Below are 14,870 nucleotides of genomic sequence, written 5' to 3' on the forward strand. Positions count from 1 at the left end.
AAGTTTGCCGAAATCGGCTACGCCACCATCATCCACCCTGTCGAAGGACCCATCAACACCTGGCGGCTCGAGCGCGGAGCAAACCTCAACCAGCGCCTGACCCTCCACGCGGAATTCCACACCTGCTCAAGACCAGGCTGTAATAAACCAGCTGATTACTGCCAAGTCCATCATTTAGTGCCGTGGCAGGCGGGTGGCTACACCAACATTAAAAACCTCACCTTCCTGTGCGCCTACCACAACGGCATCAACGACGATGACCCACAAAGGCCTACTGGGCGCGGCTACATGTACCGGCTTAATACCGGGGTTAGCTTCATCCCACCGTGGGGTGCACCGATTACCGCAATGCCGGAATACCAAGAAGCACTAGCCAGACTCACCGCCGAACGAGAAGCAGAACGACCACCAGACCCACCACCCGACAGCAGCTAGCACCCAACCACCACACACAGAAAAGCGGCGGTAACCTGCAAGAAAAGCGCTCCCAATAGAAAGAAAACCCGTTAGACAAAGCCATGCTGGCGGGGATATCGGCGATCCCGCACAACGACAGCCGCCCAATGCGCGTCATCCTACGCTCTAGCGATTCTTACCGGCTTCAGTTATGAGTGCGAATCCAAACGACGCCGCGCTGCCCCATGGCGATTCTGGGTGAGTGTGGGGCGGGGACGTCGTCAAGCATAGGTTTACCACTAGGCGTCGACTGGCGGTGGCCCCGGCGTCTCGTCGAGGATCCCCGCGTGTACCAGATAGCTGGCAAGGTCGACGTAGTTGGTCACCACCTCGTCCGGGTCGTACCCACCCATCACGTACTCGATGACCGCGTTACGATTCTCGAGTACTTCCACCATGACGAATTCCTCATCCTGTCCAAAAATTGCGATCTGGGAACCGCGAGCGGACGTGTAATCCACAACGGACTCCTGCAGCCCCACGCGCTCCGCGTCGCGGATGGCTCCCTGATTCTCGGTGTACTGAGCGACAAGCTCACCGTCGGCCCCATAGAGGCAGGAAATGGTCGGGACCCACTGCGCGTCGTAGCCCTGATCTGCTGACTCACCGAAATAGGACGTATCTTCGTAGCACTCGGACGTCAGCTCAGCCAGAGGTGTAGGAACAGACGCCGGCACCGCGGACTCTCGGATAGCGTCAACATCATCGATGTCAATCGTGTGCTCCCAATAACCGGAATCAGAGGCAGCGACCTCTCCTGGCCCATCTTCCACTCCAGCAGCAAAGTCTTTAAACGCCGAAAATGCCGCCACAAGAGCGAGCCCTGTAACCAGAATAAGACCGAGGATAATTGCTAGAACAATCCACACCATTTTCTTCGAACCGGGCTTCTTCTGCGGCGGTTGCGGCACCCCCTGGCCTTGCCCATTAAAACCGTGAGGCGCGTGGTTGTGCCCACGTTGAACGTGGTGCGGGTTCTGGCCAAATCCGCGGGGAGGAGACTGAGATTGAGAGTTGTCGAATGGATTCGTCATGTCGCTCAATTTAACAGAGAACCACGTCACACAAACCCTAAAAATGCAGGATGCGAGGCCTAATCCCCACCGGTAGCTGTGATGCTTTTCGGTCTGGCAGGCCGGAGCACTAGACTTTTTACCCGATGACTACTTTCGCCGAACTCGGCCTCCCCCGCGATGTTGTTCGTATCCTAGACAAACAGGGCATCACAACCCCCTTCCCTATCCAAGAAGCCGCTATTCCCGACGCCCTCGCTGGCAAGGACGTCCTCGGCCGTGGCCCCACAGGCTCGGGAAAAACGTTTACGTTTGGTCTCCCTATGCTGGCCCGATTGGCGAAGTCCGGGGTGTCGCGCCCGGCCCACCCGCGCGGGCTGGTTCTAGCACCGACGCGTGAGCTGGCAACCCAGATCCAGCAGCGCTTAGACGAACCCGCGGCAGCATTGGGACTGCGGGTACTGGCAGTCGTCGGGGGTGTCAACATAAACAACCACATTCGCTCGCTCGCCCGCCCGGTTGACCTGCTCGTTGCCACACCGGGACGCGCCCAGGACCTCATCGACCAGGGCAAGCTCTTCTTCGACCACGTCACTATCACCGCCCTCGACGAGGCGGACCAGATGGCGGACATGGGTTTCCTCCCCCAGGTACGCAAGCTGCTCAAGCTCACGCCGGTCGATGGTCAACGTTTGCTCTTCTCCGCCACCCTCGACGGCGAAGTCAACAAGCTGGTCAACCAGTTCATGCACGATCCCGTCACCCACTCCACCGCCCCCGTCGAGGCAGCCGTCGACACGATGGAACACCACCTTATTTTCATCGGCACCCGCGGGGCCCGCAATGACGTCGTTCTTCGCCTCGGCGCACGCAAGGGCAAGACCATCATGTTTATGCGTACCAAGCATGGCGTCGACAGGCAGGCCAAAAAGCTGCGCCGCGTCGGAATCAACGCGTTGCCCCTGCACGGCGATAAGGGCCAGAGCTCACGTACCAAGGCCATTGAGGGCTTTGCCGACGGCAGCGTTCCGGTACTCGTCGCCACCGATATCGCTGCCCGCGGTATCGACATTGCCGACGTCTCCCTGGTCGTCCACGTCGATCCGCCAGCTGAGCACAAGGCCTATCTACACCGCTCTGGCCGTACTGCACGCGGGGGCGACTCCGGCACCGTAGTCACGCTCGTCACCGACGAGCAACGCGATGAGGTGGCAAAGCTCATCGCGAAGGCGGGCGTTGCACACACCGACCTCGACATCAGTGACCGCGCCAACCCAGCCAGCAGCCCCGAGCTCGCCCAGATGACGGGAGCTCGCAAGCCCAAGGGCGAACCGCTCGGCCCACCACACCAGCAACCATCGAAAAAGAAGCCACAGAGTCAGTCCGAAAGGCAGCCTGCGCGTCGGCGATCGGGTAGCCGTAACCAGCGCCGCCGACGGGGCAACGCAGGTCAGCGATGATTCTCCAGCCTCAAACCTGGCAAACCCGGATGACCATACATGAGGAGTCGGCTAACGAGTATCTCGCACGCTACCGCCACCCGGGCTCGTATCACCCTGTCTACGACTTCCTTTTCGAGTACTACCCTGTCCGCCCGTCACACCTGCGGCGTTGGCACCCAGGCGTGGGTGTGACTCTGGCCGGCGAGGTCCCACATGCTCAGTGGAACTACTACCACCGCACTGATGAGGGCGTCACGGTGGACACTGAGGCCTTCCTCGCACGCCGCGGTAGCACCGTTCGTTACATCCTGAATCTGCTAGAAAAGACCACGCATAACCCCACCCAATTCGATTGCTTTGGCCTGCACGAATGGGCCATGGTCTACCACACCGATTCTCCTCGCCATGACTTGCCGCTGCGGTTAGGGGCGGAAGGGACGAATGAGGTCGTCGATAGGCACCGCATCAAGTGCACGCATTACGATGCCTTCCGCTTCTTCACTGAGCCCGCGCGCCCGCTCAACCTCACGGTGCTGACTCGCGAGGGGCAACCGGAGAACTACCAGGCTGGCTGCGTCCATGCGACTATGGATTTGTATAAATGGGCGTGGAAATTGGGGCCATTGGTGCCGGGTGAGTTGTTCCTCGACACCTTCCGGCTAGCCGTGGCAGCACGCACACTTGATATGGAAGCGTCACCCTACGATTGCCGAGAGTGGGGCTTTGGGGTCGTCCCCATCGAAACGGCGGAAGGAAAGTCCGAGTACGTGCGTCGCCAACGCGCGCTTGCCGACGCCGCCGAGCCCCTGCGCGCGCGGCTTGTCTCCCAAATTCGCGCCGCACTGCCCGCTACAATGAGGAACCATTGATGTGACCCGACGGGGCGCGCTGTGCCGCCCCGCGAAACCAGCGCGGAAGGAAAGAGATGGCCCGGCACTCGGATGGAAAGAATAACTACGCATTTGCACCGTGGGTCATCATCGTGGCCGTTTTAGCGGTGCTGGCGCTGGTTATCGGAGGATTCTTCCTCTTCCGCGGAAACGATTCCGATTCCGGTGAAACGGTGGCGGCAGAATCAACTACAGCTAAGACGGAGGAGACCTCTACTGCACAGGCGACAACGTCGGCCGCGCCTGCGTCGTCGGAAACGGCGAAGGACACCGAATCGACGTCGGCCGCCCCCAGCTCGGAGGAAAAGGCCGCAGAGGCAAAGGTTGCGCCGAATACGTTGTTCCTCCTCGATACGTCCGAGAACCTCACGCCCTATTTCGATGCGGTAAGCCAGGGTGTGGCTGAGGCGGCGTCGGCGGCCGGCGCGGAGGGAAGCCAGGTGGGCCTCTGGAACTACTCCTCCCCTCTTTCCGCCTCGGCAACCGTGGGTTACCGCCAAAACGTGTCGTATGGGGATACCGATAACGTTGCCTATGCCGTAGGTATGTTTGGCACGGGTGGCGTTCCGCAAACCCGCAGTGCTGTGGTAGCCGCACTGGATAACGCAACCGACCAGGTGGCTGAAAGCGGCAAGGACACACGCGTTGTGCTCGTAACCACCGGCACGCAGCAAGATATGGATGATGCTGCCTTCGCCGAGGCCGTAAAGAATGCCCGCGGCGAAGGAGTGAGCTTGAGCGTGGTGCACGTGGGTAACGGCGAGAAGGATGCTGAACTCGAAAAGCTGGCTGATTCCTACAGCACGGTCGCAGATCCATCCGATGCCCAAGACAATGCAACGGCCATCTCGGCCGCAGTCGGCGCACGCTAGACGCGGGCTCTCGTGCAAAGCGAGTCCGCGGGGTGCACTCCCAGAGCGCAGAAAGCCGCCGCATCTTTCCCCCAGGGCACTGACGTGAGCAGCAGTGCAGGAAAGACGCGGCGGCGAGTGGCGCGAGTTTAAGAGCTCCTGCGCTTACGGCGAGCAGCGAGCTCGTCGAGGCCAATAACGATGTCAGTCTCTTCTTCCTCCACGACGCGCTCGGCCGGGAAGGACGTGATGGTGCCGGAGAGCTCCTTAAGGATGCCAGGTACGGCGATACCGAATACGCCTTGGCCTCCGGCGAGGAGGTCGATGACTTCATCGTTGGACCGGCACTCATAGACCGTGGTGCCGTCGGAGACAAGCGTGAGCTCCGCCAAGTCATTAACGCCGCGATCCCGCAGGGATTCCACGGCGAGGCGGATGTTCTGCAGAGAAATACCGGTGTCCAGAAGGCGCTTGACAATCTTGAGCACCAATACGTCCTTAAAAGAGTACAGACGCTGGGAGCCAGAACCACGCGCGGTGCGGATAGAGGGCTTGACCAGGTCGGTGCGTGCCCAGTAATCCAGCTGACGGTAGGTAATGCCGGCTACCTGACACGCGATGGGCACGCGGTAACCCAGCTCCTCGTCCGGTCCGACGTCGAAGAGGGATTCCTGGACGTAGCCGTTCGATGCGGCGTCATCGAGCGGCAGGGCGCGGGACTCGGTGCGGTTGTTTTTACTGCTCACGTAATTACTCCAGTGATGTTTGAGGGGAGTTCTATTTTTCTATTAAAGGCCACGTCAGCGACCACGTCAAGGGTCGCCCTTCGTAAACCTCTAGTAGAACTTTAGACTTCTTTGGTCACTTTGTCATCATTAGTCACACGCGTGTCATTAAAAAAATTGCTGATGACAAGAAAAAGAGGCACCCAGAAACGGAGCCGCTGTGTTTAGTCTGTTGTGCTGGCAAGTATGCCGAGCCGACCGCTACCTTTCTACGTACGAAGCTCAGCTGGATGCGCGGGCCTTAGTCTTCATCTTCCGGCGAGTCGCCCCCAAGCAAATCTTCTTCGGAAATGCCGGAATCACGCATCATCTGCTCAAAGTCATCGTCTTCCTGAGCTTTCTGCCGGGCCGCCATCTCTTGAAAATCGCGCGACCTCTTCTCCGGGAAGGTCTCTGGGGACTTAGCCTCGCGCTCGAGACCGTAGTACTCCTTAAGGTCTTCATCGCTAATGTAAACAGCGACTTCCTCGAGCACCTCCTTCTCAAACCGGATGGGCACCCCGTAGTGATCTGCTAGGACGAGGGCGTCACAGATGCGGGCGTCGTGCTCCTCACCTGTTCCGTCGACCACGTCGACCATGAAAGCGCCCTTGTGGTACTCGGAGACACAAATATGCTCGATCCCATCAAGCTGGTCGGCGAAGGCAATCAGGAGTTCATAGGTACTAGGCCGCGCGTTGTAATGGCGCTCCAGCACCTGGAGAACGCGGGCTCCATCAATGGGCGAGACCCACACAGGTACGTGCCGGTCTGCTTCTTCCCAGTAAAAGAGGGCGCACAGGTTGTTCTCGGGGCCGACGGGGTGGATTCCTAAAAATTTCAATACTTCTGCAGTCATGGCACCCACTTTTCCACACTTTCCTCACGCGTGGCGATTAACAGAGCAGCCTCTAATCCGCTAAGGGCGGAACTCGTCCCGCAGCTCAGTCTTGACCAGCGTTCCATGAAGGGACAGAACAAGCGCCGCCATCTGCTGCGAGAGCTCTTCTGCCTGCTGCGGGGCCGTATCAGATTTCGAATGCGCCACCGGTGAAGCCACCTGCGAAATCATGTCTGCCTGCCGGCGGGCGGCATTGCGCAGCGACTTCAATTGCCGTGCCTCAAAGCCGAAGGACTCTAAGGCGACAGCCGCCGACACGATAGACACGTCATCCGTGTCAAAGAATCCCGCCGGATCCGGCTTAATGAGCCCCACCGAGACCAGCTCCGCAATGTTTTCCTGCGTGGTCCCGGCTTGGTCGGCCACGTCGGCGTCGGTAAGCCTGGTCACCACTGGTGCTCGCAGCTGCTCGGCACTGATCAGTGCCTCAGCCTGGGAGGAGACAATGGCGGTGACTTGCCCCGAATCCATCGCCTCCAGCTGCTCACGAATAACCTTGAGCGGCGTGTAGTGATCGCGCTGCGCGGTCAGAATGTAGCGCAGGCGGTCAAGATCCTTCTGGTAGTAGCGACGGTAGCCCTTCGCGGTGCGTTCCGGAGTAATCAGACCCTCAGATTCCAAAAAGCGAATCTTCGACACCGTCACGTCCGGGAACTGCTTCTGCACGTGCTTCAGCGTTACGCCAATAGACATGGGCTTTTGCTTGGTCTTCTTGGCCGCCGAAGATGCTGTTGCTGCAGCTGCGGTGGACTTCTGAGCGCTCACGATGGGACTACTACTGCTTTCTACGCGGATTCACTTTGACAAAGGGCAGGCACAGTGAGGAAGCAAGACCGGCTGCTCCCCTCGTACCCCCGCTTCGTCCTTGCTGACGGGTACTGCCCTATTTAGGGGCGATGAAGACGAGGCGGAACTTACCAATCTGGATTTCGTCGCCTACTTCCAGTACCTGCGCATTGCGCGGCTCGCGATTGACGTAGGTGCCATTGAGCGATCCGACGTCCACGACCTCGAACTGGCCGTCCTTGGCGCGGAATTCTGCGTGGCGGCGGGAGACGGTGACGTCATCGAGGAAGATATCTGCTTCCGGGTGGCGGCCGGCGGTGGTGGTCGGCTGATCAAGCAAGAAGCGCGCGCCGGCATTCGGGCCTCGCTTCACGACGAGCAGGGCCTGGCCTTCAGCCAGGTTCTCAGCGCCGGCAACGGAGGCGTCAGAACCCGCCGCGGTGCCGTTTTCCATCTCCTTGAGAAGATCAGCGCGGAAGACAGAAGTAGTCTCTGCCTGCGGTTCCGGCGTTCCGGTATTCTCGCTCATTTTTACCTCCGAAGGGTCGGATCGATGTTGACTCATTCCATATTAGCGACTCCGCTGTCCGCGCGAGTCACCTCTGGCGCATTTACATTAGCGGAAAATGTTTCCTATGCCCTTGAGCACGGAATTTCCCCCGCCAGACAATGGATTATCGGAAACCATATAAGTCCAGGTAGCACTCGGGCGGGACAGTCCATGATCCTCTAGGTGAGCACCATCGACATCAATAAGCACGGTCTTAAAAGTATCGACGGCATCATCAACCGCGCGCTGCGCCAAATCCTTGAATTCGCGTACGGCGATGCGGTGGTATTCATCGATGGGGGTCTCGCGGGCGATGGCGCGCAAGTGGATGGATTCACGAACGTCATCCATCAACTCTAGGTGGTCGGCCCACGCTAAGTCGAGGTGGTAGAGCATGATCTCGCGGGCGGCGCGCTCACGGGCATCCACGGGGACGTCGCTTAGCTCGGCGGCGCGATCGGGCGCTCGCTCAGCGAGCTCCTGCCAGGCCTGGTCTGTATCGAGCAACTTGGCACGGCGCTCATCGATAATGATGCGCTGATCCGCCAGCAGCTGGTTGTACTTCCACGTCTGCGCGTGAATCTCCAGCAACTGGCCTTCCGTCACCCGCTGACAATGTGCGATGAAGTCCCGAACACGCTTGGATTCAATGAGGCCATCGGCGTCTGGACGCGCCGAAAGGGACTCATCTTCCCCACCCTGCTGAACTACGTCGTCCTCCAAGGAGACGAAGAAGAGCGACATGCCCGGATCTCCCTGTCGGCCCGCACGGCCGCGCAGCTGGTTGTCCAACCGCGAGGAACGGTGCCGGGAGGTGCCAAGTACTGCCAAACCGCCCTTCTCGACGACCGCGTCGCGGTCAGCTTCGTCCGCGCCGCCCAGCTTGATATCGGTGCCGCGGCCCGCCATCTGCGTGGAGACCGTCACGCGCCCCACGTCGCCTGCCTCCGCGACGATGCGTGCTTCGTCCTCGTCGTTCTTAGCGTTGAGGACGTTGACAGTAATGCCACGTTCGCGCAAAGCTGCAGCGAGGTCCTCGGATTCCGCGACATCGTGGGTACCCACGAGGACCGGCTGACCCGTGCTGTTGATCGCAACGATCTCGTTGACGATGGCGCGCGATTTTTCATCCACAGACGCGTAGATGCGGTCAGCTTCGTCGAAGCGCTGCAGTTCCTTGTTGCGGTCGATGACCGAGACGTGCAGGTCATAAAACTGTCGCAACTGGTCGGTGGCCTCCACCGCGGTGCCCGTCATGCCACAGACCAAGGGGTAGCGACGCATGAGCTCCTGCAGCGTAATGGTGTCGAGGATGCGCCCACCTTCTGATACCTCCAGGCCTTCCTTGGCCTCCACCGCCGCCTGGAGTCCGTCCGGCCAGCGTTGTAGCTCGGCCACGCGGCCGCGGGAGGCGTCGATAAGCTGCAGCTTTCCGTCCGTGATGATGTAGTGAATGTCACGGATGAGCAGCGCCTTCGCGTGTAGCGCCAGGTTGACCTTCACCAGTACGGAGCCGATATTCTCTTCCGAATACAGCGAGTCAATACCCAATTCCCGCTCGACTCGCGCCGCACCATCATCGGTGAGCGCCACCGTGCGGCCGTCCTCTGCAATGACATAGTCCTGCTCCTCGCGCAAACGCGAGACCACGTTGGTGATGTGGCCCGTAGATTCCTCACCGGGGCGATTTCCGGCGAGGACGAGGGGGACGAGGGCTTCGTCGACAAGCACAGAGTCCGCCTCATCTACCAACGCCACGTCCGCGCGCGCCTGCACCGTCTGCTCCCGGGAGGTGATCTGGTTATCCCGTAGCACATCGAAACCGAGCTCATTAACCGGCGCATAAATGATGTCGGAAAGGTAAGCTCCGCGTCGCTCTTCCGGCCCCATTTTCTCCGTCACGGAAGCCACCGTGAGTCCAAAGAACTCCACGAGTGGGCGCATCCATTCGGCGTCACGCGCCGCTAGATAATTATTAACCGTCACCAGGTGCACGCGCTTGCCGGTGAGCGCGAAACCAGTCGCAGCCATGGCACCCACCAGCGTCTTTCCCTCGCCGGTGGCCATTTGGATGACGTCTCCTTCTAAAAGTCGGAGCACAGCCTGGGACTGGACAGTAAACGGGCGCATGCCAAGCTTGCGTTCGCTCGCCACGGCCAATGCCGCGAGGAAACGAGACTTATCTGCAATTCCCCCGTCTTTCACGCAAGCGCGCGCAGTGGCGGCAACGTCAGCATCCGACAGGTTCGCGATATCCTCCACCGCGGAATCTGCGGCCGTCACAACGGCTTTCGACTTCTTGTTGTTGCGTTCGGACTGCGCGCCCATTGCCTTCCAGAACCAATCGAATGCGCCCATGAGCACTCCTCCATCCTTGTGCGTCATACAGGTCTTCTATCGACTCTAGTCAACCCCGGTTCGCAAGCGTGCGTTCGCCCTTATATCCTTACGGACATGCAATCCGTGAACGTGTCGCTCCCCTCCAGCACCGGTACCGCGATGGCCGGAACCATCGACTTCCCTGACTCCCCTCCGCAAGCCTTCGCCATCTTCGCGCACTGCTTTGCCGGTTCGCGCCATACCCCCGGCGCCGCTCGTGTGAGCAAGCAGCTGACTAACTTTGACATCGCTACCCTACGCTTTGATTTTCCTGGCCTAGGCCAATCCGAAGGAAATTTCGCGGACACCTGCTTTAGCCAGAATGTTGCCGATATCCAGGCTGCTGCCGACTGGCTAGCACACAACTATTCCGCACCACAGCTACTCATGGGCCATTCACTGGGCGGGGCTGCCGCTCTGGCCGCGGCCAACAACATTCGCTCCCTCAAGGCTGTGGCCACCATCGGCGCCCCCTTCGATCCTGCACACTCCGTGCTGCACTACGCCGACAAGATCGGCGAGGTCGACGCCAACGGTGAAGTCGAGGTCACCCTTGGCGGCCGGGCGCTGACCATTTCGCGCCTCTTCCTCGAAGACCTTGCTGAGACCAACCCGGAGGACTATCTTCCGCGCCTGCGCAAGCCCCTCATGGTGCTGCATTCCCCCATTGATCAAACGGTGGGCATTGATAACGCACAAAATATTTTCCGGACCACGCGCTATCCCAAGTCCCTCGTCGCCTTGGATAAGGCCGATCACCTGGTGACTAAGCAGGGCGCGGCAGCCCGTGCCGCCGACCTCATCGGGGCTTGGGCGGAGCAGTTTATTGTTCCGGAGAACATTCCCACCCCAGTTGCTGAGGACTCCGCGCTTGCAACTCCGGCAGTTGGAACCAGGATGGGCGTCGTCGTGCGCCACAATGACCGATCGGTGAGCGCTGACCGCACGAAAAAGAACGGCGGCAAAGGCCAAGGTTTCACCGCGGAAGGCCTTCTTATGTCCGCCGTAGCTACGGCAAGCACTCAGGCCATCAAAGAAGCAGGCAAGGCGCAGAAAATCGACGCGAAGGTGCTCGAAGCGGTATCTGTCAGGGTTAACCAAGAATCCGAATCTCGTTTCACACGTACGGTGACGCTTCCTGGCTTTCTGAGCGCCGATCAACAACGCGCGCTTGCCGACGCCGCCGCTTCCACCACCATCGATTCCCTCCTCGCTGTGGACATCGCCACCACCGTGGCAACCACTGCAGAATAAGCCGCCCATGGTTGTTCTAAACCCACTTGACCCTGGCGCCCGCTGCCCCTGCGGTACTGGCCTAAGCTTCGGCGAGTGCTGCTCGCGCTACCATGCCGGCACACCCGCCCCCTCAGCGGAGGCCCTAATGCGCTCGCGTTTCAGCGCTTTCGTCACCGGCGACGAGGACTATTTGCTGCGCACTTGGGACCCCGAGACTCGCCCGGAACGCCTCGACCTCGCCGAAACCGGCATTCGCTTTTACCGCCTCGACATTATCGACACCGTCGCGGGTGGCCCCTTGGACCAGACCGGAATCGTGGAATTCGAGGCTTTCTATAAGGGATCTGCCAAGGGCTCTCAACGTGAGCGCTCCTCTTTTCGCCGCCAAGGCGGGCAGTGGGTCTATTCCGCCGGAGAGTTTTAGCTGCCGCTAAAACAAGGGGTGGACTGGGATTTGTTGTGGCGAATACCCTTGGTGTAATCTGTAGCAGTTGCACCTAATGGTGCGGCGGCGGACTATGGCGCAGTTTGGTAGCGCACTACACTGGGGGTGTAGGGGTCGCAGGTTCAAATCCTGTTAGTCCGACAAAATTTAGGGACGGTTTTGCGAATCTAGCTTAAATCATTTGCGAAACTGCTCCGCATAGCTAAACCCACCGCTTCACCGCGGTGGGTTTAGTCGTTTTCGCTCTGTTCCAGTCGTTGACTAATAAGGAACACAACATGGTTCGTCCCCTCTAAAACGACTTCTAGCCCGGAACTTCTAGCCCGGAACCCCATATCGGTTTTCCGAGCTAGATGGATAAAAGTATTCAGTTGGTCTTAAGCGGCCTCGCGCGCAGGCGGCGCGTTCGGGCTTGCCTTCTCGCGCGCCGGATCGCGCGGCGGTACAGGTTTACCAGAGTCAGGAGGCGGAGTCTTTTCATCCCGATCCACCCGGCCAAGAAAACGCCGAATCATAGATACATTGGCCGCGACCACACCAAGAGCTGTATAGAAGAAGGCCGCAGCAAAACCGCGTACAGGTCTTCTCGTATGGTCACCAATAGCAGCACCACCACGATTGTTCTTTACATAGTCGTTGCGGGTTTCAATCACATTGCGCCACGTGCCATACACCTTCTTCCATTCCGGTGTCTTAAAAGCAGGGCCAGTTTGGCGGTAGCGCATTCCCTCCTTATTCGGGATGGTTACCGAGACCTTATTGGTACAGCACTTTCCTTTTGCCTTGCGCGCGGTAGATAGATTTGGCCCGGAGATGGAGGGTAGTCCTCTGTCTCTCGCGTCCTGGCGCTGACTCTTTTCCACCAAGGGACATGCCAGTGTCTTTCCTTTACCTCGTCCCGGACACATAAACATCTGGCTCTCACCGGAGAGCTTCTTGCCTTTTCTCCGCATGGCAAAGGCGCGGCGCTCGTTGATCCGCTGGTTGTAGGTGGCCTCATCAATACGTCCGGCATAGAAGTCTTCGGTGGCTTCCACCAGAGGTTTCGGCATGGCAGGACAATACCAGTGGCCTTCAACTAACCCCATGGTTTCATAGGATCCGCGCTTTCCCAGCTGATTGGTTCTGTAGTCTCCCACCAGGGTATAGCCGAGTTTGCGCAGTGGTTCATGGAAGTCTTTGGTCTTAGCCACCGCGAAGTAAGCACGATCGCCCACCACTGTGCCCTTAGGTGTCTCAGGATCATCCGTTAAATGCCGCATGGCTTCCAACCCACGGATCGCAGGGTTGTGGCTGGGCCGGTCGAAGGCCATGCCCATAATCAGGTGTGGCTGTGCATATGGGCCTTGGTCGCGGATGACTCCGGCAACAAGTGTGGCCTCCCAACCCCACACATGCTTGGCGTTTCGCTTTCGGTTTGATTCGCCATGTGTTTCTTGTCGCTCGTCACGGGAGTACCAGCCTGCCTCCGGCTCGGAGGACATGAGATCGTCCGGTCGGTTCGTCCATCGGTTGTTGCCACGGCGCACGCCTGGAATAAGTGTTCCGTCTAGGGTGAGGTCTCCCTGCCAGTTGGCTCGGTATTCTTCGGGCATGTCCTCGGTACTTGCCATAACTAGCTCATTGAACACGTAGGTGGCGCGCTGCCATTTTTCCTCGCGGCGCTCAGGGTCTTGTTCGTCCATCAGCCGGTTGAATTCAGCACGGGTAAGCCTGGCGCGGTGCGGGATGTTGTCGAATGGGTCAACGACATCAAGGAAGCTGTGCAGCGCACGCCACAGGCGGTAGTACCAGTTGCTGTGCTGGGTTGCGTAAAAGTCACCTACCCGTCGTGCCTTATCGCGGCTGGGCAGGTTAAGGAGTTCTAAAGCCTTGTCTGTCGTATCAGGCGAGGCCAGGAGCGTCGTCATGGTGGTCAAATGCATGGGTTGACCAGAACGCGCCAGAATCAGGTAGAGCGCAAGGATGGTGCGGTCGTTAACGGATTTAGGCCTGCCTCCTTTGGCGGGGTCGTAGCCGTCTACTCGCCTCCAGGTGTCAAGATGGTGGCAGATGTCGGTGCGGTCGATGATGGTCAATGCCCAGGAAACGCTGGCTCCATCCAGGCGAAGCAGCGGGGTGGGTGTGGTGTTGAAGTGGGCCACCTAGACTTCGCCTCCTGCTCTCGGTTCGACGACTCGAAGCGGCGGGTAGTCTGGTTCGTCCCTGTTGCCGCTGATCCACTCACGGTATTCGGTCTCGGTGAGCGCGCCAGATTCAACGATCATGTGGTGAAACGTGTCCTGGAAGGGCTGGATGCTTCCGGTGGCATAGACCAGATGGTTAAAGTCCACGCGCTCGGCGGCATGAGTAGCGATCCAGGTATAGCGCAGCCTGGGCAGTGTCGGGGCAAGGCCGGTACTCGATGGGTTCTGGCTGGTCTTGTGGATGAAGTCAGCAATCAGGTGTGGGCCTGTGGCATCGTTGCGGCGGCGCGCCGAGTTGGGTTTTACCAGTGGTTCGTCTCTACGGTCGTCGCCCACGCCATGCAGCACTTGGCGCATGAGGTCGTCGAAAGGTGCAGTCAGCGGAACGGTACGCGGCTTTAGCCCACGACCACCGCGTGCATGAACCGCCAGCACTGTGCCAAAGTCGGTGAAGTCGCCATAACGGCAGTGATAGATTTCCTCGGTGGACATGCCAGCACCTAAAGCCAGTGACACGATGATGCAGGCCACGCGCCGCGACTCGCGGCGGGGGCGGGAGTGAACCCAGTCGTCGATTCGGATAAGTTCGCTGGCGTTGTAGGCGCGGCGCGGAGCCGTAGCTGCCGGGTAAAAGACCTCCGGTAATTCTTCTGCCCACTCCAGCGCGCCTTCTTGGCCAATGACATGGCTTGCGCAGCGGTTGAGGATGCGGCGGGTGGCATTGAGGCTGGATTTGGATAAATCCGCTGTACGGGCTTGTAAATAGGTGCGGATCTTTCCGCCATCGCGCAGCAGGTAGATACAGCCGTCCACGGAGATGTCGTCGTACCAGCGGTCGCGCATGTAGCAAAAGTACGTGGCGAGCACGCGCTTGCGGTTGCGCTCAACGGTAGGAGTTGTAGGTGGCAGTAATCCGCGTGTCGTCAGTGTGTCGATCACAGCGTAGACCTCATTGTATTTAGACTTAGGTG

The 14,870-nt window shown here is 59.4% G+C and carries 14 protein-coding genes and 1 tRNA gene; 7 read left to right on the forward strand and 8 right to left on the reverse strand.

Annotation, left to right across the window (positions count from 1 at the left end):
- Positions 1 to 435, forward strand: a 435-nt coding sequence (locus HMPREF2635_RS13580) for an HNH endonuclease signature motif containing protein (RefSeq protein ID WP_246824812.1), incomplete at its 5' end; no start/stop codon positions are given.
- Between the two features lie 260 nt (positions 436 to 695).
- Here HMPREF2635_RS13580 and HMPREF2635_RS00705 read toward each other — a convergent pair.
- Positions 696 to 1,490 carry a hypothetical protein gene (locus tag HMPREF2635_RS00705; protein WP_239663599.1) on the reverse strand — a complete coding sequence of 265 codons (795 nt, stop codon included), beginning with the start codon at positions 1,488 to 1,490 and terminating at the stop codon, positions 696 to 698.
- A gap of 125 nt (positions 1,491 to 1,615) precedes the next feature.
- On the opposite strand from HMPREF2635_RS00705, the gene HMPREF2635_RS00710 reads away from it, so the two are divergent.
- From HMPREF2635_RS00710 to HMPREF2635_RS00720, 3 genes are read left to right on the forward strand one after another with little or no spacing between them, the layout of a single operon-like run.
- Positions 1,616 to 2,929, forward strand: coding sequence for a DEAD/DEAH box helicase (locus HMPREF2635_RS00710; protein ID WP_070821090.1), 1,314 nt, complete (start codon positions 1,616 to 1,618; stop codon positions 2,927 to 2,929).
- Complete coding sequence (locus tag HMPREF2635_RS00715; protein ID WP_070821091.1) at positions 2,926 to 3,780, forward strand: 3-methyladenine DNA glycosylase; 855 nt, start codon at positions 2,926 to 2,928, stop codon at positions 3,778 to 3,780. Before HMPREF2635_RS00710 ends, HMPREF2635_RS00715 begins: the two co-directional genes overlap by 4 nt.
- A gap of 56 nt (positions 3,781 to 3,836) precedes the next feature.
- Positions 3,837 to 4,673, forward strand: a complete 837-nt coding sequence (locus HMPREF2635_RS00720) for a vWA domain-containing protein (protein ID WP_070702562.1) — start codon at positions 3,837 to 3,839, stop codon at positions 4,671 to 4,673.
- 128 nt (positions 4,674 to 4,801) lie between these two features.
- Here the strand turns inward: HMPREF2635_RS00720 and HMPREF2635_RS00725 are convergent, their stop codons facing one another.
- The 5 genes from HMPREF2635_RS00725 to secA2 all read right to left on the reverse strand — a co-directional run bounded on the left by HMPREF2635_RS00725 (position 4,802) and on the right by secA2 (position 10,011).
- Positions 4,802 to 5,362: a MerR family transcriptional regulator gene (locus HMPREF2635_RS00725; protein WP_198531403.1), complete on the reverse strand. Its 561-nt coding sequence runs from the start codon at positions 5,360 to 5,362 to the stop codon at positions 4,802 to 4,804.
- 316 nt (positions 5,363 to 5,678) lie between these two features.
- Positions 5,679 to 6,275 carry a bifunctional nuclease domain-containing protein gene (locus tag HMPREF2635_RS00730; protein ID WP_070821099.1) on the reverse strand — a complete coding sequence of 199 codons (597 nt, stop codon included), beginning with the start codon at positions 6,273 to 6,275 and terminating at the stop codon, positions 5,679 to 5,681.
- 60 nt (positions 6,276 to 6,335) lie between these two features.
- Positions 6,336 to 7,082, reverse strand: coding sequence for a transcriptional regulator FtsR (locus HMPREF2635_RS00735; protein ID WP_046649387.1), 747 nt, complete (start codon positions 7,080 to 7,082; stop codon positions 6,336 to 6,338).
- Positions 7,083 to 7,200: 118 nt separating this feature from the next.
- A complete protein-coding gene (gene odhI, locus HMPREF2635_RS00740; RefSeq protein WP_010186533.1) occupies positions 7,201 to 7,632 on the reverse strand; it encodes an oxoglutarate dehydrogenase inhibitor Odhl in 432 nt (143 codons plus the stop codon).
- Between the two features lie 87 nt (positions 7,633 to 7,719).
- Positions 7,720 to 10,011 (reverse strand): accessory Sec system translocase SecA2, encoded by a 2,292-nt coding sequence (gene secA2, locus HMPREF2635_RS00745; protein ID WP_070821100.1) that lies wholly within the window; start codon positions 10,009 to 10,011, stop codon positions 7,720 to 7,722.
- A gap of 96 nt (positions 10,012 to 10,107) precedes the next feature.
- On the opposite strand from secA2, the gene HMPREF2635_RS00750 reads away from it, so the two are divergent.
- The 3 genes from HMPREF2635_RS00750 to HMPREF2635_RS00760 all read left to right on the forward strand — a co-directional run bounded on the left by HMPREF2635_RS00750 (position 10,108) and on the right by HMPREF2635_RS00760 (position 11,854).
- Positions 10,108 to 11,286 (forward strand): bifunctional alpha/beta hydrolase/OsmC family protein, encoded by a 1,179-nt coding sequence (locus HMPREF2635_RS00750; protein WP_070821092.1) that lies wholly within the window; start codon positions 10,108 to 10,110, stop codon positions 11,284 to 11,286.
- 7 nt (positions 11,287 to 11,293) lie between these two features.
- Entirely contained in the window at positions 11,294 to 11,692 is a 399-nt protein-coding gene (locus HMPREF2635_RS00755) for a YchJ family protein (RefSeq protein ID WP_070546960.1), read from the forward strand.
- A gap of 88 nt (positions 11,693 to 11,780) precedes the next feature.
- A tRNA-Pro gene (locus HMPREF2635_RS00760) sits at positions 11,781 to 11,854 on the forward strand.
- A gap of 236 nt (positions 11,855 to 12,090) precedes the next feature.
- Here HMPREF2635_RS00760 and HMPREF2635_RS00765 read toward each other — a convergent pair.
- On the reverse strand, positions 12,091 to 13,857 hold the full coding sequence (locus HMPREF2635_RS00765) for a hypothetical protein (RefSeq protein ID WP_070456055.1): 1,767 nt from the start codon (positions 13,855 to 13,857) through the stop codon (positions 12,091 to 12,093).
- Positions 13,858 to 14,838: a hypothetical protein gene (locus HMPREF2635_RS00770; protein WP_083299200.1), complete on the reverse strand. Its 981-nt coding sequence runs from the start codon at positions 14,836 to 14,838 to the stop codon at positions 13,858 to 13,860.
- Positions 14,839 to 14,870: the final 32 nt, after the last annotated feature.

It is taken from the genome of Corynebacterium sp. HMSC035E02 (assembly GCF_001836065.1).
In the GTDB taxonomy this organism is placed as follows: Bacteria; Actinomycetota; Actinomycetes; order Mycobacteriales; family Mycobacteriaceae; genus Corynebacterium; species Corynebacterium hiratae.